This is a genomic window from Aestuariispira insulae, from assembly GCF_003385955.1.
Taxonomy (GTDB): Bacteria; Pseudomonadota; Alphaproteobacteria; order UBA8366; family Aestuariispiraceae; genus Aestuariispira; species Aestuariispira insulae.
Map to the genome: position 1 here is coordinate 237,918 of NZ_QRDW01000002.1, position 15,719 is coordinate 253,636.

General features: G+C 57.4%; 13 protein-coding genes. 5 read left to right on the forward strand and 8 right to left on the reverse strand.

Translation table 11 applies throughout. The annotated features are described in order from the left end of the window. Positions 1–29: 29 nt before the first annotated feature. Positions 30–1,022 (forward strand): sugar kinase, encoded by a 993-nt coding sequence (locus tag DFP90_RS07125; protein WP_115935770.1) that lies wholly within the window; start codon positions 30–32, stop codon positions 1,020–1,022. Positions 1,023–1,038: 16 nt separating this feature from the next. On the opposite strand, the gene DFP90_RS07130 is transcribed toward DFP90_RS07125, so the two are convergent. Then, positions 1,039–2,586, reverse strand: a complete 1,548-nt coding sequence (locus tag DFP90_RS07130) for an HD domain-containing phosphohydrolase (RefSeq protein ID WP_115935771.1) — start codon at positions 2,584–2,586, stop codon at positions 1,039–1,041. Positions 2,587–2,665: 79 nt separating this feature from the next. After that, on the reverse strand, positions 2,666–4,183 hold the full coding sequence (locus DFP90_RS07135; protein ID WP_115935772.1) for a malonate--CoA ligase: 1,518 nt from the start codon (positions 4,181–4,183) through the stop codon (positions 2,666–2,668). A gap of 177 nt (positions 4,184–4,360) precedes the next feature. Here DFP90_RS07135 and DFP90_RS07140 point away from each other — a divergent pair, with 177 nt between their 5' ends. Next, a complete protein-coding gene (locus DFP90_RS07140) occupies positions 4,361–5,143 on the forward strand; it encodes an FKBP-type peptidyl-prolyl cis-trans isomerase (protein WP_115935773.1) in 783 nt (260 codons plus the stop codon). 44 nt (positions 5,144–5,187) lie between these two features. Here the strand turns inward: DFP90_RS07140 and DFP90_RS07145 are convergent, their stop codons facing one another. Both DFP90_RS07145 and folB read right to left on the reverse strand, forming a co-directional pair. Further along, complete coding sequence (locus DFP90_RS07145) at positions 5,188–7,839, reverse strand: ankyrin repeat domain-containing protein (protein ID WP_115935774.1); 2,652 nt, start codon at positions 7,837–7,839, stop codon at positions 5,188–5,190. Positions 7,840–7,931: 92 nt separating this feature from the next. Further along, positions 7,932–8,381, reverse strand: a complete 450-nt coding sequence (gene folB, locus DFP90_RS07150) for a dihydroneopterin aldolase (protein WP_115935775.1) — start codon at positions 8,379–8,381, stop codon at positions 7,932–7,934. 129 nt (positions 8,382–8,510) lie between these two features. Here folB and folP point away from each other — a divergent pair, with 129 nt between their 5' ends. From folP to DFP90_RS07165, 3 genes are all read left to right on the forward strand, one after another. After that, on the forward strand, positions 8,511–9,380 hold the full coding sequence (gene folP / locus DFP90_RS07155; RefSeq protein ID WP_115935776.1) for a dihydropteroate synthase: 870 nt from the start codon (positions 8,511–8,513) through the stop codon (positions 9,378–9,380). An 18-nt stretch (positions 9,381–9,398) separates the two neighbouring features. After that, on the forward strand, positions 9,399–9,893 hold the full coding sequence (folK, locus tag DFP90_RS07160) for a 2-amino-4-hydroxy-6-hydroxymethyldihydropteridine diphosphokinase (RefSeq protein ID WP_115935777.1): 495 nt from the start codon (positions 9,399–9,401) through the stop codon (positions 9,891–9,893). A 328-nt stretch (positions 9,894–10,221) separates the two neighbouring features. Continuing rightward, positions 10,222–10,473, forward strand: a complete 252-nt coding sequence (locus DFP90_RS07165) for a helix-turn-helix domain-containing protein (RefSeq protein ID WP_115935778.1) — start codon at positions 10,222–10,224, stop codon at positions 10,471–10,473. 138 nt (positions 10,474–10,611) lie between these two features. Here the strand turns inward: DFP90_RS07165 and DFP90_RS07170 are convergent, their stop codons facing one another. The 4 genes from DFP90_RS07170 to DFP90_RS07185 all read right to left on the reverse strand — a co-directional run bounded on the left by DFP90_RS07170 (position 10,612) and on the right by DFP90_RS07185 (position 15,660). Next, positions 10,612–11,355 (reverse strand): substrate-binding periplasmic protein, encoded by a 744-nt coding sequence (locus tag DFP90_RS07170; RefSeq protein ID WP_181905233.1) that lies wholly within the window; start codon positions 11,353–11,355, stop codon positions 10,612–10,614. 80 nt (positions 11,356–11,435) lie between these two features. Continuing rightward, on the reverse strand, positions 11,436–12,257 hold the full coding sequence (locus DFP90_RS07175; protein ID WP_115935780.1) for a vWA domain-containing protein: 822 nt from the start codon (positions 12,255–12,257) through the stop codon (positions 11,436–11,438). Positions 12,258–12,409: 152 nt separating this feature from the next. Next, positions 12,410–14,200, reverse strand: a complete 1,791-nt coding sequence (locus tag DFP90_RS07180) for an acyl-CoA dehydrogenase (protein ID WP_115935781.1) — start codon at positions 14,198–14,200, stop codon at positions 12,410–12,412. Further along, positions 14,197–15,660, reverse strand: a complete 1,464-nt coding sequence (locus DFP90_RS07185) for an FAD-binding oxidoreductase (protein ID WP_218044604.1) — start codon at positions 15,658–15,660, stop codon at positions 14,197–14,199. Before DFP90_RS07185 ends, DFP90_RS07180 begins: the two co-directional genes overlap by 4 nt. Positions 15,661–15,719: the final 59 nt, after the last annotated feature.

Here is a 15,719-nt window from a genome sequence, read left to right on the forward strand (position 1 = left end):
TTAGAGATTCTGTAATTCCGGGGGGAAAAATGCAGACACTCACCATTGCCTGTATCGGTGAAGCCATGCTGGAAATCTCCGAAGACCCGAAGGATCCGGGGCATTTGGACCGGCATGCGGCGGGCGATGCGCTCTTCACCGCCCTTTATCTGGCGCGGTTGCTGAAGGGCCAGGCCCGGGTCATGTTCGTGACCCAGGTCGGCGATGATACGCAAACAAAAACGATGATTGAGAGCTGGCGCCAGGCTGGCCTGGATGTCAGTATGGTGCATCAAGTGCCGGATGGCATGACCGGTCGATATGCTGTCGAAACGGACGAAGATGGCAGTCGCCATTGCAGTTTTTGGCCAGGCAGCGATCCTTTCCGCGATTTCTTTCGTAACGAAACCACCTTGTCCTGGCTGGACCGTCTGCGACGGGTGGATCTGTTGTATTTTTCCGGAGCCACTTTGGCCGCCCTTCATCAGGAGGGCCGGGAGACCCTGATGTCTTTGGCCGCGAGAGTGCGTGCCGCCGACGGAAAAGTTGCTTTTGACGGCAGTTTCCGTCCGGGCAAATGGGAGCATGCGGATATCGCTGCGGATTGGGTGGGGCAGGCGTATAAACGCTCTGACATTGCCTTGCCGACCTATGATGATGACAGCGAGCTGGCCATTTTGGAAAGCGGAGGCGTCATGCTGAACCGCTTCTTACTGATGGGCTGCAGCGAAGTGGTGATCAAGCGGGAAGCAGAGCCCTATTTTGTCGCTTGCGATGGTGAGCGGCATATTGTGGAAGCTGGATATTTGCCCGAAATGATGCAGACCCCGTCAACCTGTGATTCCTTCAATGCTGGATATCTGGCGGCGCGCCTGGTTGGTTGGGGAGGGCGCCAGGCAGCGCTTTTAGGCCATGAGGTGGCGGACCGTGTGAATGAAGGCGGTGGATCGTTCCTGGCACCGGGGGCCATTTCCGATTTGCGGCCGCGTGATCTTCGCGCCCTAGGCCAGCATCCGGTCGACTTTTTCCAGCAGCGCCCCTAATCGGTCACTAATCCCCCTAATCGGGGAACTGATGTTTCAGTGCAACAAAATCGCCAAACCGGTTTAGCAGCAATTCAACAAGGTCGGGATCGAAATGCCGGCCTCTCTGTTCAATGATATAGGCATGTACTTTTTTGTCTGTCCAGGCATCCCGATACGGCTGTCGGGAGGTGAGAGAGTCAAAAACATCGACGATGGCGACAATACGCGCAGCGATATGGATCGCGCCCCCTTCTAGCCCGACCGGATAGCCGCTGCCGTCGAATTTTTCATGATGCTGTAGCGCGATTGTTGCCCCCAGCTGCATCACCGGGCTGGGAAATCCGCGTAACAACTCATATCCGATATTGGGATGGTTCTTCACCAGTGACCATTCATCCGCGGTCAGTCGGTCCGGCTTGATCAGGATATCCGATGGGATGGCGCATTGGCCGATATCGTGCAACGGTGCCGCTTGTTTCAGATATTCGGCTTCGCGGATATCCATGCCATAGTCCAGCGCAAGCCATTTCGTATATTCCGCAATCCGTCTGATATGTCCCGCCTTATCACAGTTGCGAAGTTCAATGGCGCTTGCCAGGGCGGATGAAACCTCCAGCTGTGTATCATCCATGCTCTGGGCCATCAGCAGATGTTTGAAGGCGGCATCCAGGTTTTTGACATGCAGATTGAGAAGGGAGCGGCTCTCGGTGGACAGTTTCTGGACATTCTTCACAAAAATCAGGTTCCGAATGCCAGGACGGCCCTCGAAAACGATGATCAAGTCGCCCTGATCTTCGAACATGGCCGCAGTGTCTATAGGGCCGCGCATATAGTCCAGGGCCCGGCCCGGGATCACATAATTGGGGTCTTTTCCGATGAAGGGGGCATAATCACCGGTGGCGGCTACAATCCGGGTCTGATTGCCTTTTTCCATGGCGGTCAGGGAGGAGTATTTTACATAGGCGCTGTCTGAATCCTGTAGGAAGGATGCCAAAAGCTCCAGCGAGCCGCTGGCGAATTCCTCCAGAAAATGGGTGGCAAAAATTTCACTGCTGGCGGCAATGATTCGTTCCAGGCCTTTTCGGTTCCGTTGCAGGGCCATAATGTCGCGATAGGCCCTGACTGCGCTCATGCAAATAGTGCGCAGTTTCTGGGCCGTCAGTTCCGTCTTGTCCTGATAATCATTGATCTCGTAAGCCTGGATCACCTTATCTGGTGGCGCATAACCCGGCTGACCGGTGCGCAGGATGATGCGGATATTCTGATTGTTGAGTTCTTCGCGGATCCAGCGTGCGATATCCAACCCTTCATGGGTGGTTTCCATCACAACATCGAGGAACACGGCCGCGAGATCTTCATTTTGTTCCAATAATTCCCGGCCTCTTGCGCCGGAATGGGCGCTCAAGATCTCAATCGGTCGCCGGTCAATCAGGAAATCCTGAAACGCGACCTGGGTTGCCCGGTGTACGCTGTCTTCGTCATCAACCACCAGGATGCGCCAGGGGGCCCTGGGGATAAGCGGCTCTTGCAGCTCATCTTCTTCCAGGAAGACCAGCTCTTCATCTTCTTCCTTCTTGCCCATGCTTTCCTTATCCGAGGACTATTTGGTTAGCATGATAACATTTAGAAGGTTAACAAATTAGAACCGGATAGTCGGTATTTTAGGCCTGATACAGATGTTTGTATTCCTGTCGCAGGGCAGCTTTTTGAACCTTGCCCATGCTGTTGCGTGGCAATGCGTCCCGGATGATCATTCTTTTGGGTTGTTTGAAACGGGCCAAAGCCTCGCTCAGGGCCCGGATCAGGTCCGCTTCCACAAGCTCATCACTGCCGTCGGGCACGATAATGGCGGTGACCGCTTCGCCGAAATCCCGGTGCGGCAGGCCTATCACAGCGGATTCCAATATACCTGGCAGGCCGTCGACCGCCAGCTCAACCTCCTTGGGATAGACATTATAACCGCCGCTGATAATCAGATCCTTGGCCCTTCCGATGATCGAGACCCGTCCTTCCTGATCCATGCAGGCGATATCCCCGGTGATGAACCAGCCACCGGGCCGAAATTCACCCGCGGTTTTTTCCGGCATCTGCCAATAGCCTTGGAATAGATTGGGTCCTCTGATTTCCAAGATACCGTTTTCGCCTGGTGGCAGCAGCTTTCCGTTTTCATCGGCGATCCTGGCCTCTACATCGGGCAGCGGGAAACCAACTGTGCCGGCTATCCGAGCGCCCTCAAGCGGGTTTGAAGTGATCATTCCGGCCTCGCTCATGCCGTAACGTTCGAGAATTCGCATGCCGGTCCGTTTTTCAAAATCATGGAAAGTCTGCTCCAACAATGGGGCGGAACCGGAAATGAAAAGGCGCATGCCGGTGCAGGCCTCTTTGGTGAAGGAAGGCTCATCCAGCAAACGGGTATAAAAAGTCGGAACCCCCATCAGAACCGTGGCGTGTTTCATCAATCCGGTGATCGCCTTGGCGTCGAATGCTGGTAAAAACCACATGGCGGCACCGGCAACGAGCACGCAATGGATTGCCACAAACAAGCCGTGGACATGGAAGATGGGCAGGGCATGGATCAACATGTCATCCCCGCTCCAACCCCATATCCTGTGCAAGGTCATGGCATTGCTGGCCAGGTTTCTATGGCTCAGCATCGCCCCCTTGGACCGGCCCGTGGTACCGGAAGTATAAAGGATTGCGGCCAAATCATCGGGATCGCAGACTTCAACCGCGGGGGCCGGGCTGCATTCCGCTAAGGCCTCGATCAGGCTGCCTTTACCGTCGGCATCCAGGGTCATCAACAGGTTGACAGCATGTTTCTCACAGACCGGAGCAAGCGTTGCCTGAACGTCGGAGGCACAGACAAAGATGCTTGGGCCGGCATCACCGATGAAGTAATCAAGTTCGGCGGCGGTATAGCCTGTATTCAGGGGCAAATAGATGGCTCCGACCCGCAGGCATCCCAGATATAAGAAGACTGCTTCGACGGATTTCTCCACCTGGACGGCCACCCGGTCTCCCTTGCGGATGCCGGCTTGGCGCAGCCATCCTGCATATTGCGCGCTTAACTCATCTATTGCCTGGTAGCTCAGATCCGGGCGGCCTGGTTGTTTGATACAGGGGCGGCTCAAGTCTTTTGGAAAGCGGGATTGAAAAAGCGCATAGAGATTTCCGGACATATCGGCCCCTGTGATGATGTTTTAGACCATCATAGTTTTCCGCCCGGGCCTGGAAAAGTTCCAAATGCGTCAAGATGATGGGGAAGGCGTCGGGCCGCTGTGACATAAACGTCATTTGTCTGATCGGCCAGGATGGGTAGAATGGTCGGATGACTGTTCTCCCTGAAAGGATCTTCCATGAAATTCAGAAATTTTCTTGTGGCCCTGCTGGCGGTGGCCGTAATGCCTGTTATGGGGATGGCTGAGGAGACCGTCACCGAATTGCAGATTGAAGATACCCTGGTCGGCACGGGGGAGGAAGCGGTGCTGCATTCCCAGGTTCAAGTGCATTATACGGGCACTTTAATGGACGGAACCAAATTTGATTCCAGCCTGGACCGGCAGCAGCCGTTTGAATTCCTGATCGGTTTTCAGCAGGTGATTGCCGGCTGGGAACAAGGGGTCCAGGGCATGAAAGTCGGCGGCAAGCGCGTGCTGGTGATCCCGCCGCAGTTGGCCTATGGCGAACGAGGCGCAGGAGAGGCGATCCCACCCAACGCGACCTTGCGGTTTGAGATTGAGTTGCTGGCCGTTGAAGGACCGGGCTATACCAATGTGGATGCGGCTACCATGCGCGGCCTGATCAATAAGGGAGCCAAAATGGTGGATATCCGCGGTTCTTCCGAGTGGACGGTTACTGGTGTGATTGAAGGGGCCAGCCTGCTGACCGCCTTTGGAGATAACGGGCGGATCCAACCGGGATTTCCGGAATCCTTCGAGGCGGCGGTTACCCGCGAAGACAAGGTGGTCCTGATTGGTTCCGAGGATGAGCGTTCCTCCCTTCTGGCGCTGATCCTGGTTCGGCAGGCCGGTTATCCGGATGTCTATAATCTAACGGGCGGGGTTTCCACCTGGCGTCGGGATGGCGGAGATCTGATTGCACCACCGGCCACCGCAGAGCCGGAAGCCGGTTCACAATAACGCCTTTAGCTCCATGAAAACACGGCGACCCGATCCAGCAGGCTTCAACCGGCCTGGAACGGGTTGCCGATCAAGACCCGGTAATAACCGCTGCCCGCGTCATAGCCCGAAAGCTTCAGATGAATGAAGATCGGCACGCTCTGATCCTTGTCTGACCAGTAATTATAATAAGCCCCGGTGTTGCTGCCCGGCTGCAGGCTGGTGAAGAAATTCGGCCCATCCATGGCCTGGCGGGCCTGGTGCGGTTGTGCGGATCCCGGCAGGCGTTTTTGAATTTCCAGCGCCACTTCTTCAAATCTCTCTTTTGCGGTCTCCGGGCTCTGCATCAGGGTGCTATCCACCTGGATCGAAGCGAGGGTGCCACCGGCCCGGTTGTCAAATTGCACGATCACCCGACCATCGGGCAGCCAGTCCGCATCATTCAAGAGACAGGCAGTGAAGCCTTCGGCAACCGTCTGGCAGCGGCTCACCCGATCCTGGACATCCGCCAGCCGGTCACGCCAGCTCAGGCCGAACATGACCGGTCGGAATTTTTCTTCGTGGTAAGCAACGGATATGCGTTCCAGGATATCGGTCCGTCCGGCCCCTTTGGCGAAATCCAACACCGTTTCGCCTTTGTCTGTTTTGAACGTGATATCCGCGCCCCTGGCCAGCAACCGGTCAACCGCTTTCAAGTCGGCCCGGATCACGGCCCGGATCAGGGGCGTCATGCCCTTGACCACGCTGTTGACCTTGGCACCGTTATTCAAAAGGAAATTCGTGACGGCGGCAAACTGGGGATTGCCATACTGATCCAGCGCCAGATGCAGCAACTGGTCTGTCGGCTGGAATCCGGCGGCAGACAGGTCCTTGGCGGCTTCCAACTGGCCCTGCATCAAGGCGTAATCCATGATCGGCCGCTGGTTGCTGCCCCATTGATCGCTGGCGGCGACCCTGATGTCCGATGGCGCAATATTATCCGGCCATTCCTGGAGCATATGACGCAGGGAATGGAGGTCCTGGCGGTCGATGGCATGCTTGAGATAGTCGGATAGTTTCGCGGCATCCAGAATTGGTTGGGCGGCAACCTCCGGCACTGCAGGCCGTTCCGGCGGTCGGATGGCCAGTTTATCCCGATCCGGATCCACATTCGGTTCACCCTCAGCCACAGTGGCAGGCGCGCTGTCCAGAATTGATGAGGGGGATAGAAACTGATCAGTGCTCACGTCCTGATTGTCCGCCGGTTCCGGAAGGCTGGCCGGTTTCTCCAGCCTGTCGGAGGGGATCATGTTTCTGGCGATGGCGGTCGGCAAATCTGAGGCAGCTGAAGAATCGGTCTCTTGGGTTTCTGACGTCTCCTCATCAATGCTGACGAGCTGTCTGTTTCCTTCTCTGATCGTTTTTTGCCGGGATTGATCCTGGGCCAGCACGGCATTCCTGTCGGCCTGAAGGGCGGATAGACGGTCGAAAATATCGGGATGGGAAGCCGCCAGGTCCATGGGCCCCAGGTCGCAGCCGGGCATTGCCTCCAGGGATGCCCCGCCGCGGGCGAGTGCCAGGCTGCTGCGCAAGCGGCCATGGGCGATTGCGGTTGCGAGCGGGGACAGGCATTTTTCGGTGATCCGACCGGAATCGGGGCGTGCTCCGCTGGCCAAAACTTGTTTGATCGCCCCGACATCCCCGTCCTTAGCCCAGGTATGCAGGATGCTGCCTCCCGGTTGGCGTTGATGAGGGTCAGCGCCAGCTGCCAGCAACAGATCCAAAATGGCATAGGCCTGCCGGTCGGTGGCAATCATCATGACAGGCCGGCCATCCCAATCCCGCATATTCGGATCGGCCCCCTGTGCCAGGGCCCGGGCCACGCCATCCGTATCTTTGGCGCGGATCAGGCTCGGTAGGGCCGGGTTGGGCAACATCAACTGGATCTGGTCGTAAAGATCCATGGCTAGATGCTTGCTTTGACCGGGATGGGCATAAATGGCGGCGCTGCCGACGGCAACGATGCCAAACAGCAAACTTGCCGCCAACAGCTGTTTGGCCCAGGACGGCTTTAACCGTGCCCGGCGTTCCGGGGCAGGGGATATTTCCGGAGGAAACGGGGGGCTGAGCGGTGGTTTATCCCGCCAGCGGTCCTGTTGCGGGATAAAACTGGTCCGATAGGCCTCATCAAGACTGCGGGGCGCTGGTGGTGGGTCCGGGGGCGTTTCGGCCACCATTGGCCATTCGGGGCGGGGGGCCGTTCCCATGGATCGGCCTGCCTTTTCGGGGGCGACATTTCTCTGATGAAGATCCTGCATATCCAACAGGGGAACCTGTTCGGCAGCAGGACTTTCCGGTTCGAATAGTGGGATCTGGGCGTCAGGTTCCGTATCATGATCCGGATCCCAGGGCCGGGTCTGCTCCAAGACCTCGGCCAATTCCTCCGCATCCGGATTTCTGGTGCCGCCGCCCTCGAAGGATGCCATATGACTGTATTCAACTTCACCGGTAATGGCCGAAGTCCTGGCCATGATCAGGCGCAGCTCGTCATGTTGGTCATTGATGATTAATAACTGGAGATGCCGGACGGCGCGCAGGGGGTCTTTATGGCTTTCAATATTCCGCCATTTTTGTCCTTGCCGACCTTGAATCCAATAGCTGGACAGGTTCAATAATGTATCGTCCGGCTCATATTCGTCCATGGCGCCCAGATCGCCTTCTGATATTTCCCTGATCACATGTGATCCCTCATCGGGCTGATTACAGCCCGATTCGATCTCTCATGCCAAGAAAAACTGCCGGTTCAAACTGGGGAAGCCAGGGAGATGGCTCAGGCCCCGTTGGCTTCCAGCCAGGCCCGGTCGCGGCTGATCTCGACCCCGACCGTATGGGCGTTTTTGAGCGCTTCCGGTTTTTCAATCCGCACGGTGGCAGAGCGGACCCGTTCATCCTCCAGGCAAAGCAACGCCACTTTATGGGCGAGGGTCTCAACCAGTTTGATATGGCCTTCGGCGGCCAGCACACGGATGCGTTCGGCGATATCGGCGTAACAGACGACCTGTTCATAATCATCGGCGTTGGGATCGAGCATTTCGGTCGCCTGCAGATCCAGGTTGATCCGCACGATCTGCACCCGCTCATATTCATGATCAAAGACGCCGATCGACCAGGCCACATCCAGATCACGCACCAAAATGCGATAGAGAGGCCTGTCGGCCAGGGCCGGTTCAGGCTGATGATCGTTCAGATTTTCAACCACATTTGAACTTGCGGCGGACATGGTGCGTCTCCTCGAAATTGGCCAGCCCAGATCTGATTGGGCTTGGCAAAGCGCTGCACGGGCGTTATCGACTGCGGCCAGAAGCTATCCTAACATAGATCATTGGCCAATCGGCAGGGCGACACTGATATGCGACTGAACGACCATTTTCAATGGGGATCCCGCTGCTTTGTGATGGGAATCCTGAATGTGACCCCGGATTCTTTTTCCGGTGACGGCCTGATTGCCACCAGCGATGTGGTGGCGGGGGCGCTGGAACAGGCGGAACGGTTTTTGGCGGATGGTGCCGATGTTCTCGATATCGGCGGTGAGAGCACCAGGCCCGGTGCCGCCCTTGTGGCGGAACAGGAAGAGCTGGATCGGGTCGTGCCGGTGGTTGAGGCGATTTCCAGGAAATTCCCGCAGGCGGTCATCTCGCTTGATACCTACAAGGCCCGCGTGGCCGAAGCTGGCCTGAAAGCGGGCGGTCATATCATCAACGATGTCTGGGGTTTTAAGGCTGATGCCGATATGGGGCCGCTGGCGGCAGAAACCGGCGCGCCGGTGATCCTGATGCATAACCGCTCCAAACCCGGCCATGCGGAGATTGACCGGCGTTTGGGCGGGTCCTATGTGGCCCCCGATTACAAGGATTTCCTGGCCGAAGTGCTGGCGGAAACCGAGGCATTGGCGCAAAACGCGCTGGCTTGCGGCGTGGCGAAGGATCAGATCATGCTCGATCCCGGTGTCGGTTTCGGCAAAACGGTGGAACAGAATATGGCCCTGATCAATCATCTGGATGCGTTTAAGAAATTGGGCTATCCGGTGCTGCTGGGGGCCAGCCGCAAAAGCTTTATCGGCAAATATCTGGATGTTCCGGCCGATGAGCGGCTGGAAGGAACGGCCGCGACCACCGCACTTGGTGTGGTGCGCGGCGCGGATATGATCCGGGTCCATGACGTCCGCCATATGGCCCGCATCGTGCGCATGACCGATGGCATGATTCGCGCCCACGGTTGAATGAGAAGGTATTGAAAAATGACGGATAAGCCGATCGACGTCTTTGTGGCGCTGGGCACCAATATGGGCGAACGCGCGGAAAATCTGGAAACCGGAATCGAACGCCTGGGGGAGTTGATGACTGTTACCGGGCGATCCAGGCTGTATCAGTCTGCGCCCATGTATGTGACCGACCAGCCCGCCTTTTTGAATATGGCGGTCAGGGGCACAACCGCCCTGACGCCGGAAGAATTTCTGGACGGGTTAAAGCGCCTGGAGCATGAGATCGGCCGTCGCCCGACCTTCCGCAACGGCCCCAGGGTCATTGATCTGGACATTCTCTATTACGGCGATCTGCTGATGGATACGGAACGGCTGAACATTCCGCATCCGCGCATCGCAGAGCGCGGTTTCGTGCTCGAACCCCTGCGCGACCTGGCCCCTGAATGGCACGATGTGCGCATGGGCAAAACCATCGCGCAAATGGCCGATGATTACGGCCCGGAAGACGGGTTGGAGGTTTTTGAGGGTTGAATTCGCAGCCCTGGCCCCCGGCGCGAGGGCCGGGGTGGCGCTTTGCTGATTTGCCGGCCCTTTGCGGCACGGACCCAATGAGGTCGGAAATTGTGAGTGTTGCCCCTGAAATGCATGGCTGACCCATGATTTTTTCGTTAGCCATGCACATAGTGCATCGCTGATATGCAGAAACTGAAATTGCCCCGAAACCTCATGCTGGTAAGGTGGGGTTATTCACAAATTCGTAACATAACGAAGCCGGTTGCTTCCCTGAAGGAATGAGCCGGGTGAGGCACTTTTGCGGTTTTCGTTATGGTAAAAAAAACAGATAAGAAGGAATGGGTTCATGGCGGGACTGAAAGAAATTACCGGCGGTGTTTGGCTAAAAGAGCTGCGCGAGGAATGGCAGATCACCCGGGCCGAACTGGCCGAGCAGGTTGGTGCCTCCGCGGAGTGGCTGGCGCGCGCCGAAGCGGGTGAGGAATCCGTTGCGGCGAACTTCTTCAAGGATTTTGCCCGCAGCTTCAACATGACTGTTGCTGAATTTGCAAACCGTTATGCCCGTGCCTTTGGCGCGGAGCATGAACAGGCGGCCTGATCTCGATCAGGAAGACCTGTTTCAATTCGTGCGGAACGGCCCGTGAGTGTTTCACTCACGGGCCGTTTTGCTTTTAATTTCCGGGGCCGCGAGTGTTGCACTCACGGGCCGTTTTGCGTTTGAAATTAGGTTTCATGCTCAGCGGTAGGAATCCCAGATCTTCTGGTAGCGGCCATCATAGCGCAGCTGGCGCAGGCCACGGTTGAAATCCCGGATCAGCTGTTCGGCATTGGCCGTCTGGCGCGACATGCACAGATAATAAGGCTGGCTGTTGATCTCGAAATAATGGATGTCGCCCTTGGCGCCGGAGAGCGCATAATTATACAGCAGGATATCCCGGTAGGTGTAGACCGCATCCACGCGCCCGGCCAACAGCATGCGCAGAAGCTGCCGGTCATCATTAGCTTCGAAAACCTCGATATTGCGATTTTGCAGGTCCTTGACCACGGCATAGCCCCGGACAGCGGCAACCCGCAAGCCGGCCAAATCATCCAGGCTGGCAATCTGGCGGTTCATGGCCTGGTTGGCTAAAAAGACCCCCTGGCTGTGAATGCCCAGGATATCGGAAAAGACAAATCCGGCCTCCCGTTCCGGCAGGTAGGAACAGCCGCATAAACCGTTCACTTCGCCTAATTCCGCCATCTTGAGTGTGCGTTTCCAGGGAAAGAAGCCAAAGCTGGCGGAATATCCCACTTCCTTGAAGGCCTCGCGGGTGACTTCAACATCAATGCCCAGGCGACTGCCGGTTTCATCTTGGATCTTGAAAGGGGGGAAAGAGGTGCAAGCAAGGCTGATCGGGTCGGCGGCAAAGGCCTGGCCCCATCCAGTGAGAAAGATAATCCCGCATATCAGCATGCGGAAGCCAGTTAATCGTGAAAACATACATTGTCCCCGGCTGATTGACCTGTTCATCCTACGGACCTGTGCATAATAAGCAATCAATTGTCTTGGAAATAGTATCGTCAGACCATTGGCCGACGGCCGCAGGTATCGATGATGGTGGCGATGGCGTCCGCCGTGCCATGGCCGGAATTCTGGACCTTGGCAAACAGGCCCCCGGTGATCAGCGCATAATCACGCATGATATCCTCAACCCGGGGAATGAGGCCGTAAAAGCTGGTCGGCACATAAATGGATGAAATCAGGATATCCCGTTTGAAGGCGGCATCGGCGACCTCTGCCGCGGCGCGGTCATCCTCACCATCCTTGAAGGTATCATCAAAACCGCCGGGCAGATTGTCCGTGATAAGCACGATGATCTTGGTCCTGGCGGTGAATTTCCCCTGGAAATCGCCTGTCTGTTCCCGGCCCTGGGCGGGCAGGCCGAAAATCACCGTGCGCAGGGCTTCATCCGAGGCTTCCGGTCCGGCGGCCCCGGCGCTGGCGGCAAGGTCATGGATGATCCGGCGCACGACCTCTTTTTTCTCGCCGGGGGTCGGCGCAGCGTTCAGATCGGCATCCACTTCAACGAAATCCTTGAAGGTGACCAGGCCGATCTGGAAATCCCCGCCGGACACCTCGTCCAATAGATCCAGCAGGCGCTGGGATTCCAGCTTCATGTCATAGATCGCGCCTTTCAGACTGAAGGTGTCATCGATCACAAAGACCAGATCGGTGGATTTGCATTTGCCGCGCCGATCGTTAACCGCATCTTGTGCCTGAAGGGAGAAGGGGGTGAAGAAGGCAATGAGGACACAGATCGCCATGCCCGCTGTGACACGGCACCAGACTCGCGGACGCGCCCGCAAAATATAAACTGTCAAACGAGCCAGCTGCGCTGTCATGTTGATCCCTATAAAGCCTTTAAAAGACTACCATATGGATCAAGTTTACCGGAATACCCTATAACGGCTGGTTAACAAATAAAGCGAACGAATAAATCTTTTGTGAGGGAAAACAGGCCCGCCTGGAAGTCCCGGCGGGCCTATGGATTCTGTTATAGTATCTCTTCGTCGATGGCGGCCAATGTCTTGTGGCCTTCGGTGATCGGGATCAGCAGGGCCGGGGCCTGGCTGAGGACATTTTCCGCATAAAAGCGCGCGGTTGCCAGTTTTGCGGCGTAAAACTTTTGGTCGCCTTCACCGCTTTCCAGCTTGGCGCAGGCCACCACGGCGGCTTTCGCCAGCATGATGCCACCCGCCACCGTGCCGAACAGGCGCAACAGATAGGCTGCGGCCCCGCCGGCCGCGTCCGGGTCTTTTTTGCCCTCTTCCAACAGCCAGTCACCGGCTTGTTCCAGAGTATCGATCCCGGCGGCCAGATATTTGCGGATCACCGCGATGTCGTCGTTGCTGAGCCCGTTCAGCCGGTTGATGAAACTATGGGCCTCGTCCAAATATTCATCCAGCGCCTTGCCGTCATCAAACATTATCTTGCGCCCGACCAGATCCATGGCCTGGATGCCGTTGGTGCCTTCATAAATTGGCAGGATGCGCGAATCGCGGAAATGCTGGGCTGCGCCGGTTTCCTCGATGAAGCCCATGCCGCCATGAACCTGCACGCCCATAGAGGTCAGCTCGACCGCCAGATCCGTGAACCAGCCCTTGATCACCGGCGTCATCAAGCCGACGCGCCTGGTCGCCCAGGCATACCAGCTTTCTTCGCCATGGCGTTTGGAGATATCCATCAGGCACATGGTGTCGGTGATGACCGCGCGCATGGCCTCCGTATAGGCGCGCATGGTCATAAGCATGCGCCTGACATCGGCATGTTCGATGATCGGGGCGGCGCCGGCCTTGGGATCATGGCCGCGGCCCTGGCGGCGTTCCCGGGCAAAATCGGCGGCCTGCTGATAGGCACGTTCAGCCACGGAAAGCCCCTGCTGGCCGACGGCGAGCCGGGCATTGTTCATCATGGTGAACATGCAGGCCAGGCCCTTATTCTCTTCCCCGACCAGATAGCCGATCGCGCCCTCATTATCGCCATAAGACATGACACAGGTCGGGCTGCCATGGATGCCAAGCTTATGTTCGATCGAGACACAGCGCAGGTCATTGCGCTCACCCGGCGTGCCGTCGTTGTTCAGCAGAAATTTCGGCACCAGGAAGAGTGAGATCCCTTTCACCCCTTCGGGCGCGTCGGGCAACCTGGCCAGCACCAGATGGATGATGTTGCCGGTCATCTCATGCTCACCATAGGTGATGAAAATCTTCTGTCCCTTGATCCGGTAATGGTCGCCGTCCCGCTCGGCGCGTGATTTGACCAGGGACAGATCCGATCCGGCCTGCGGCTCGGTCAGGTTCATGGTGCCGGACCATTCGCCTGAAATCATCTTTTCCAGATATTGGGCTTTGAGATCATCACTGGCATGGGCGGTGATCGCCTCGACCGCGCCCTGGTTCAGCAGCGGGCAGAGCGCCCAGGCCAGATTGGCGGACTGCCACATTTCCTGGATCGAGGAAGAAAGCGCCCAGGGCAGGCCCTGGCCACCGTAATCAGGCTCAAAAGGAACCGAATTCCAGCCGCCTTCCACATAGGCTTTATAGGCCTCTTCAAACCCGTCGGGCACCCGTACAACGCCGTTGTCCCATTGCGCGCCCTGGCGATCGCCTGGGCCGTTGGTCGGCGCGATCACGTCGGTGGCAAGTTTGGAGGCCTCATCCAGCACCGCATCCAGCAGGTCGGCAGTGACCTCTTCACAGCCGGGCAGGCCCTGGAGCTGTTCCAGGATGCCCATTTCCTTATAGATGAACTGCAGATCTTTCAGCGGTGCGTTATAGACGGTCATGGCCTGTTCTCTCTTATGGGTTTCTTGTCGTTATCGTTTGTTTCGGTCGGCAATAATATGCCGGGATTCATGATATTGTCGGGATCGAGCGCTTTCTTGATAGCACGCATCAGATCCAGGCTCACCGGATCGCCATAGCGGGCCAGGTCATCGCGTTTTTTCCGGCCGATTCCGTGTTCCGCGCTGATCGATCCGCCAAGGCTTTGGGTGATGTCATACACGATCCGGTGCAAATCCTCTTCTCTCGCTTTGAATGCGGCGGGGGCCATGCCCTCGGGCTGGCTCAGATTATAATGGATGTTGCCATCGCCCACATGGCCGAAAGGATAGGGGCGGATGCCGGGGCAGGCCTCGGTGACGGCCTCATTGGCCTGGCGGATGAAGGCGGGAACGGCCTGGACCGGGACAGAAATATCATGCTTGATCGAGGCGCCTTCCGGCTTTTGCGCGGCCACAATGGCTTCGCGCAGACGCCAGAGGTCCGACCGCTGGCCTTCATTCTGTGCGATCATGGCATCCGTGATCAGGCCTGCCTCAAACGCGCCCTCCAAGAAGCTCTCCAGATCCTTGTTCGTGGATGGGGCCGCGCCGCTGCCGGAAAATTCCAGCAGCACACACCAGTCGGGAATATCATCGAGCGGCGGCCGGGTGTTTGGCACATGACGGGAGGCGAATTCGACCGCCCGGGCCGGGATCAACTCAAAAGAGGATACGGCATCACCGCTGTCGGCACGGGCACGGCCCAGAAGGTCAACGGCAGAGTCCAGGCTGTCCAGCGCGCAAAAGGCGGTCGCCTGGCTGGTCGGGCGGGGGAACAGCCGCAGGACCGCTTTGGTGATAATGCCAAGCGTGCCTTCGGATCCAATCAGAAGATGTTTAAGATCATAGCCGGTATTGTCCTTGCGCAGCGCGGTGAGTGCGTTCATGACCCGTCCGTCCGGCATGACCGCTTCCAGTCCAAGAACCAGATCACGGGTATTGCCATAGCGCAGGACGTTGATACCGCCCGCATTGCTGGCCAGGTTGCCACCAATCTGGCAGGAACCCTCCGCGCCCAGGCTGAGGGGGAAGAAACGGTCGGCATCCGCTGCCGCCTGCTGGATATTTTGCAGGATACAGCCTGCCTCCACCGTGATGGCATGGCCCTCGGGATCGATCTCCAGGATATTATTCATCCGGGAAAGATTGATCAGCAGGGCGGTGCCCGTTTCGTCCGGGGTCGCACCGCCAACCCGGCCCGTATTGCCGCCCTGGGGCACGATCGGGATCCGGTGATGGGCGCATAGGGTGACGATCCGGGAAACTTCTTCCGTCGTGGCGGGCAGGGCCAGACCGAGACAGCGGCCCTGATAACTGCCTCTGGAATCCACCAGATGCGGCGCAAGCATGCCATCTTCGTCGGCCCAGCCTTTGGACCCCAGAATCTGTTTGATTTGTTCAATCGCCGGATGCGGCGGCATGATCATCTCCCTGTATTCTCATGGAGATGTACCGCATCGCACAAAAACAGGCAAGCATG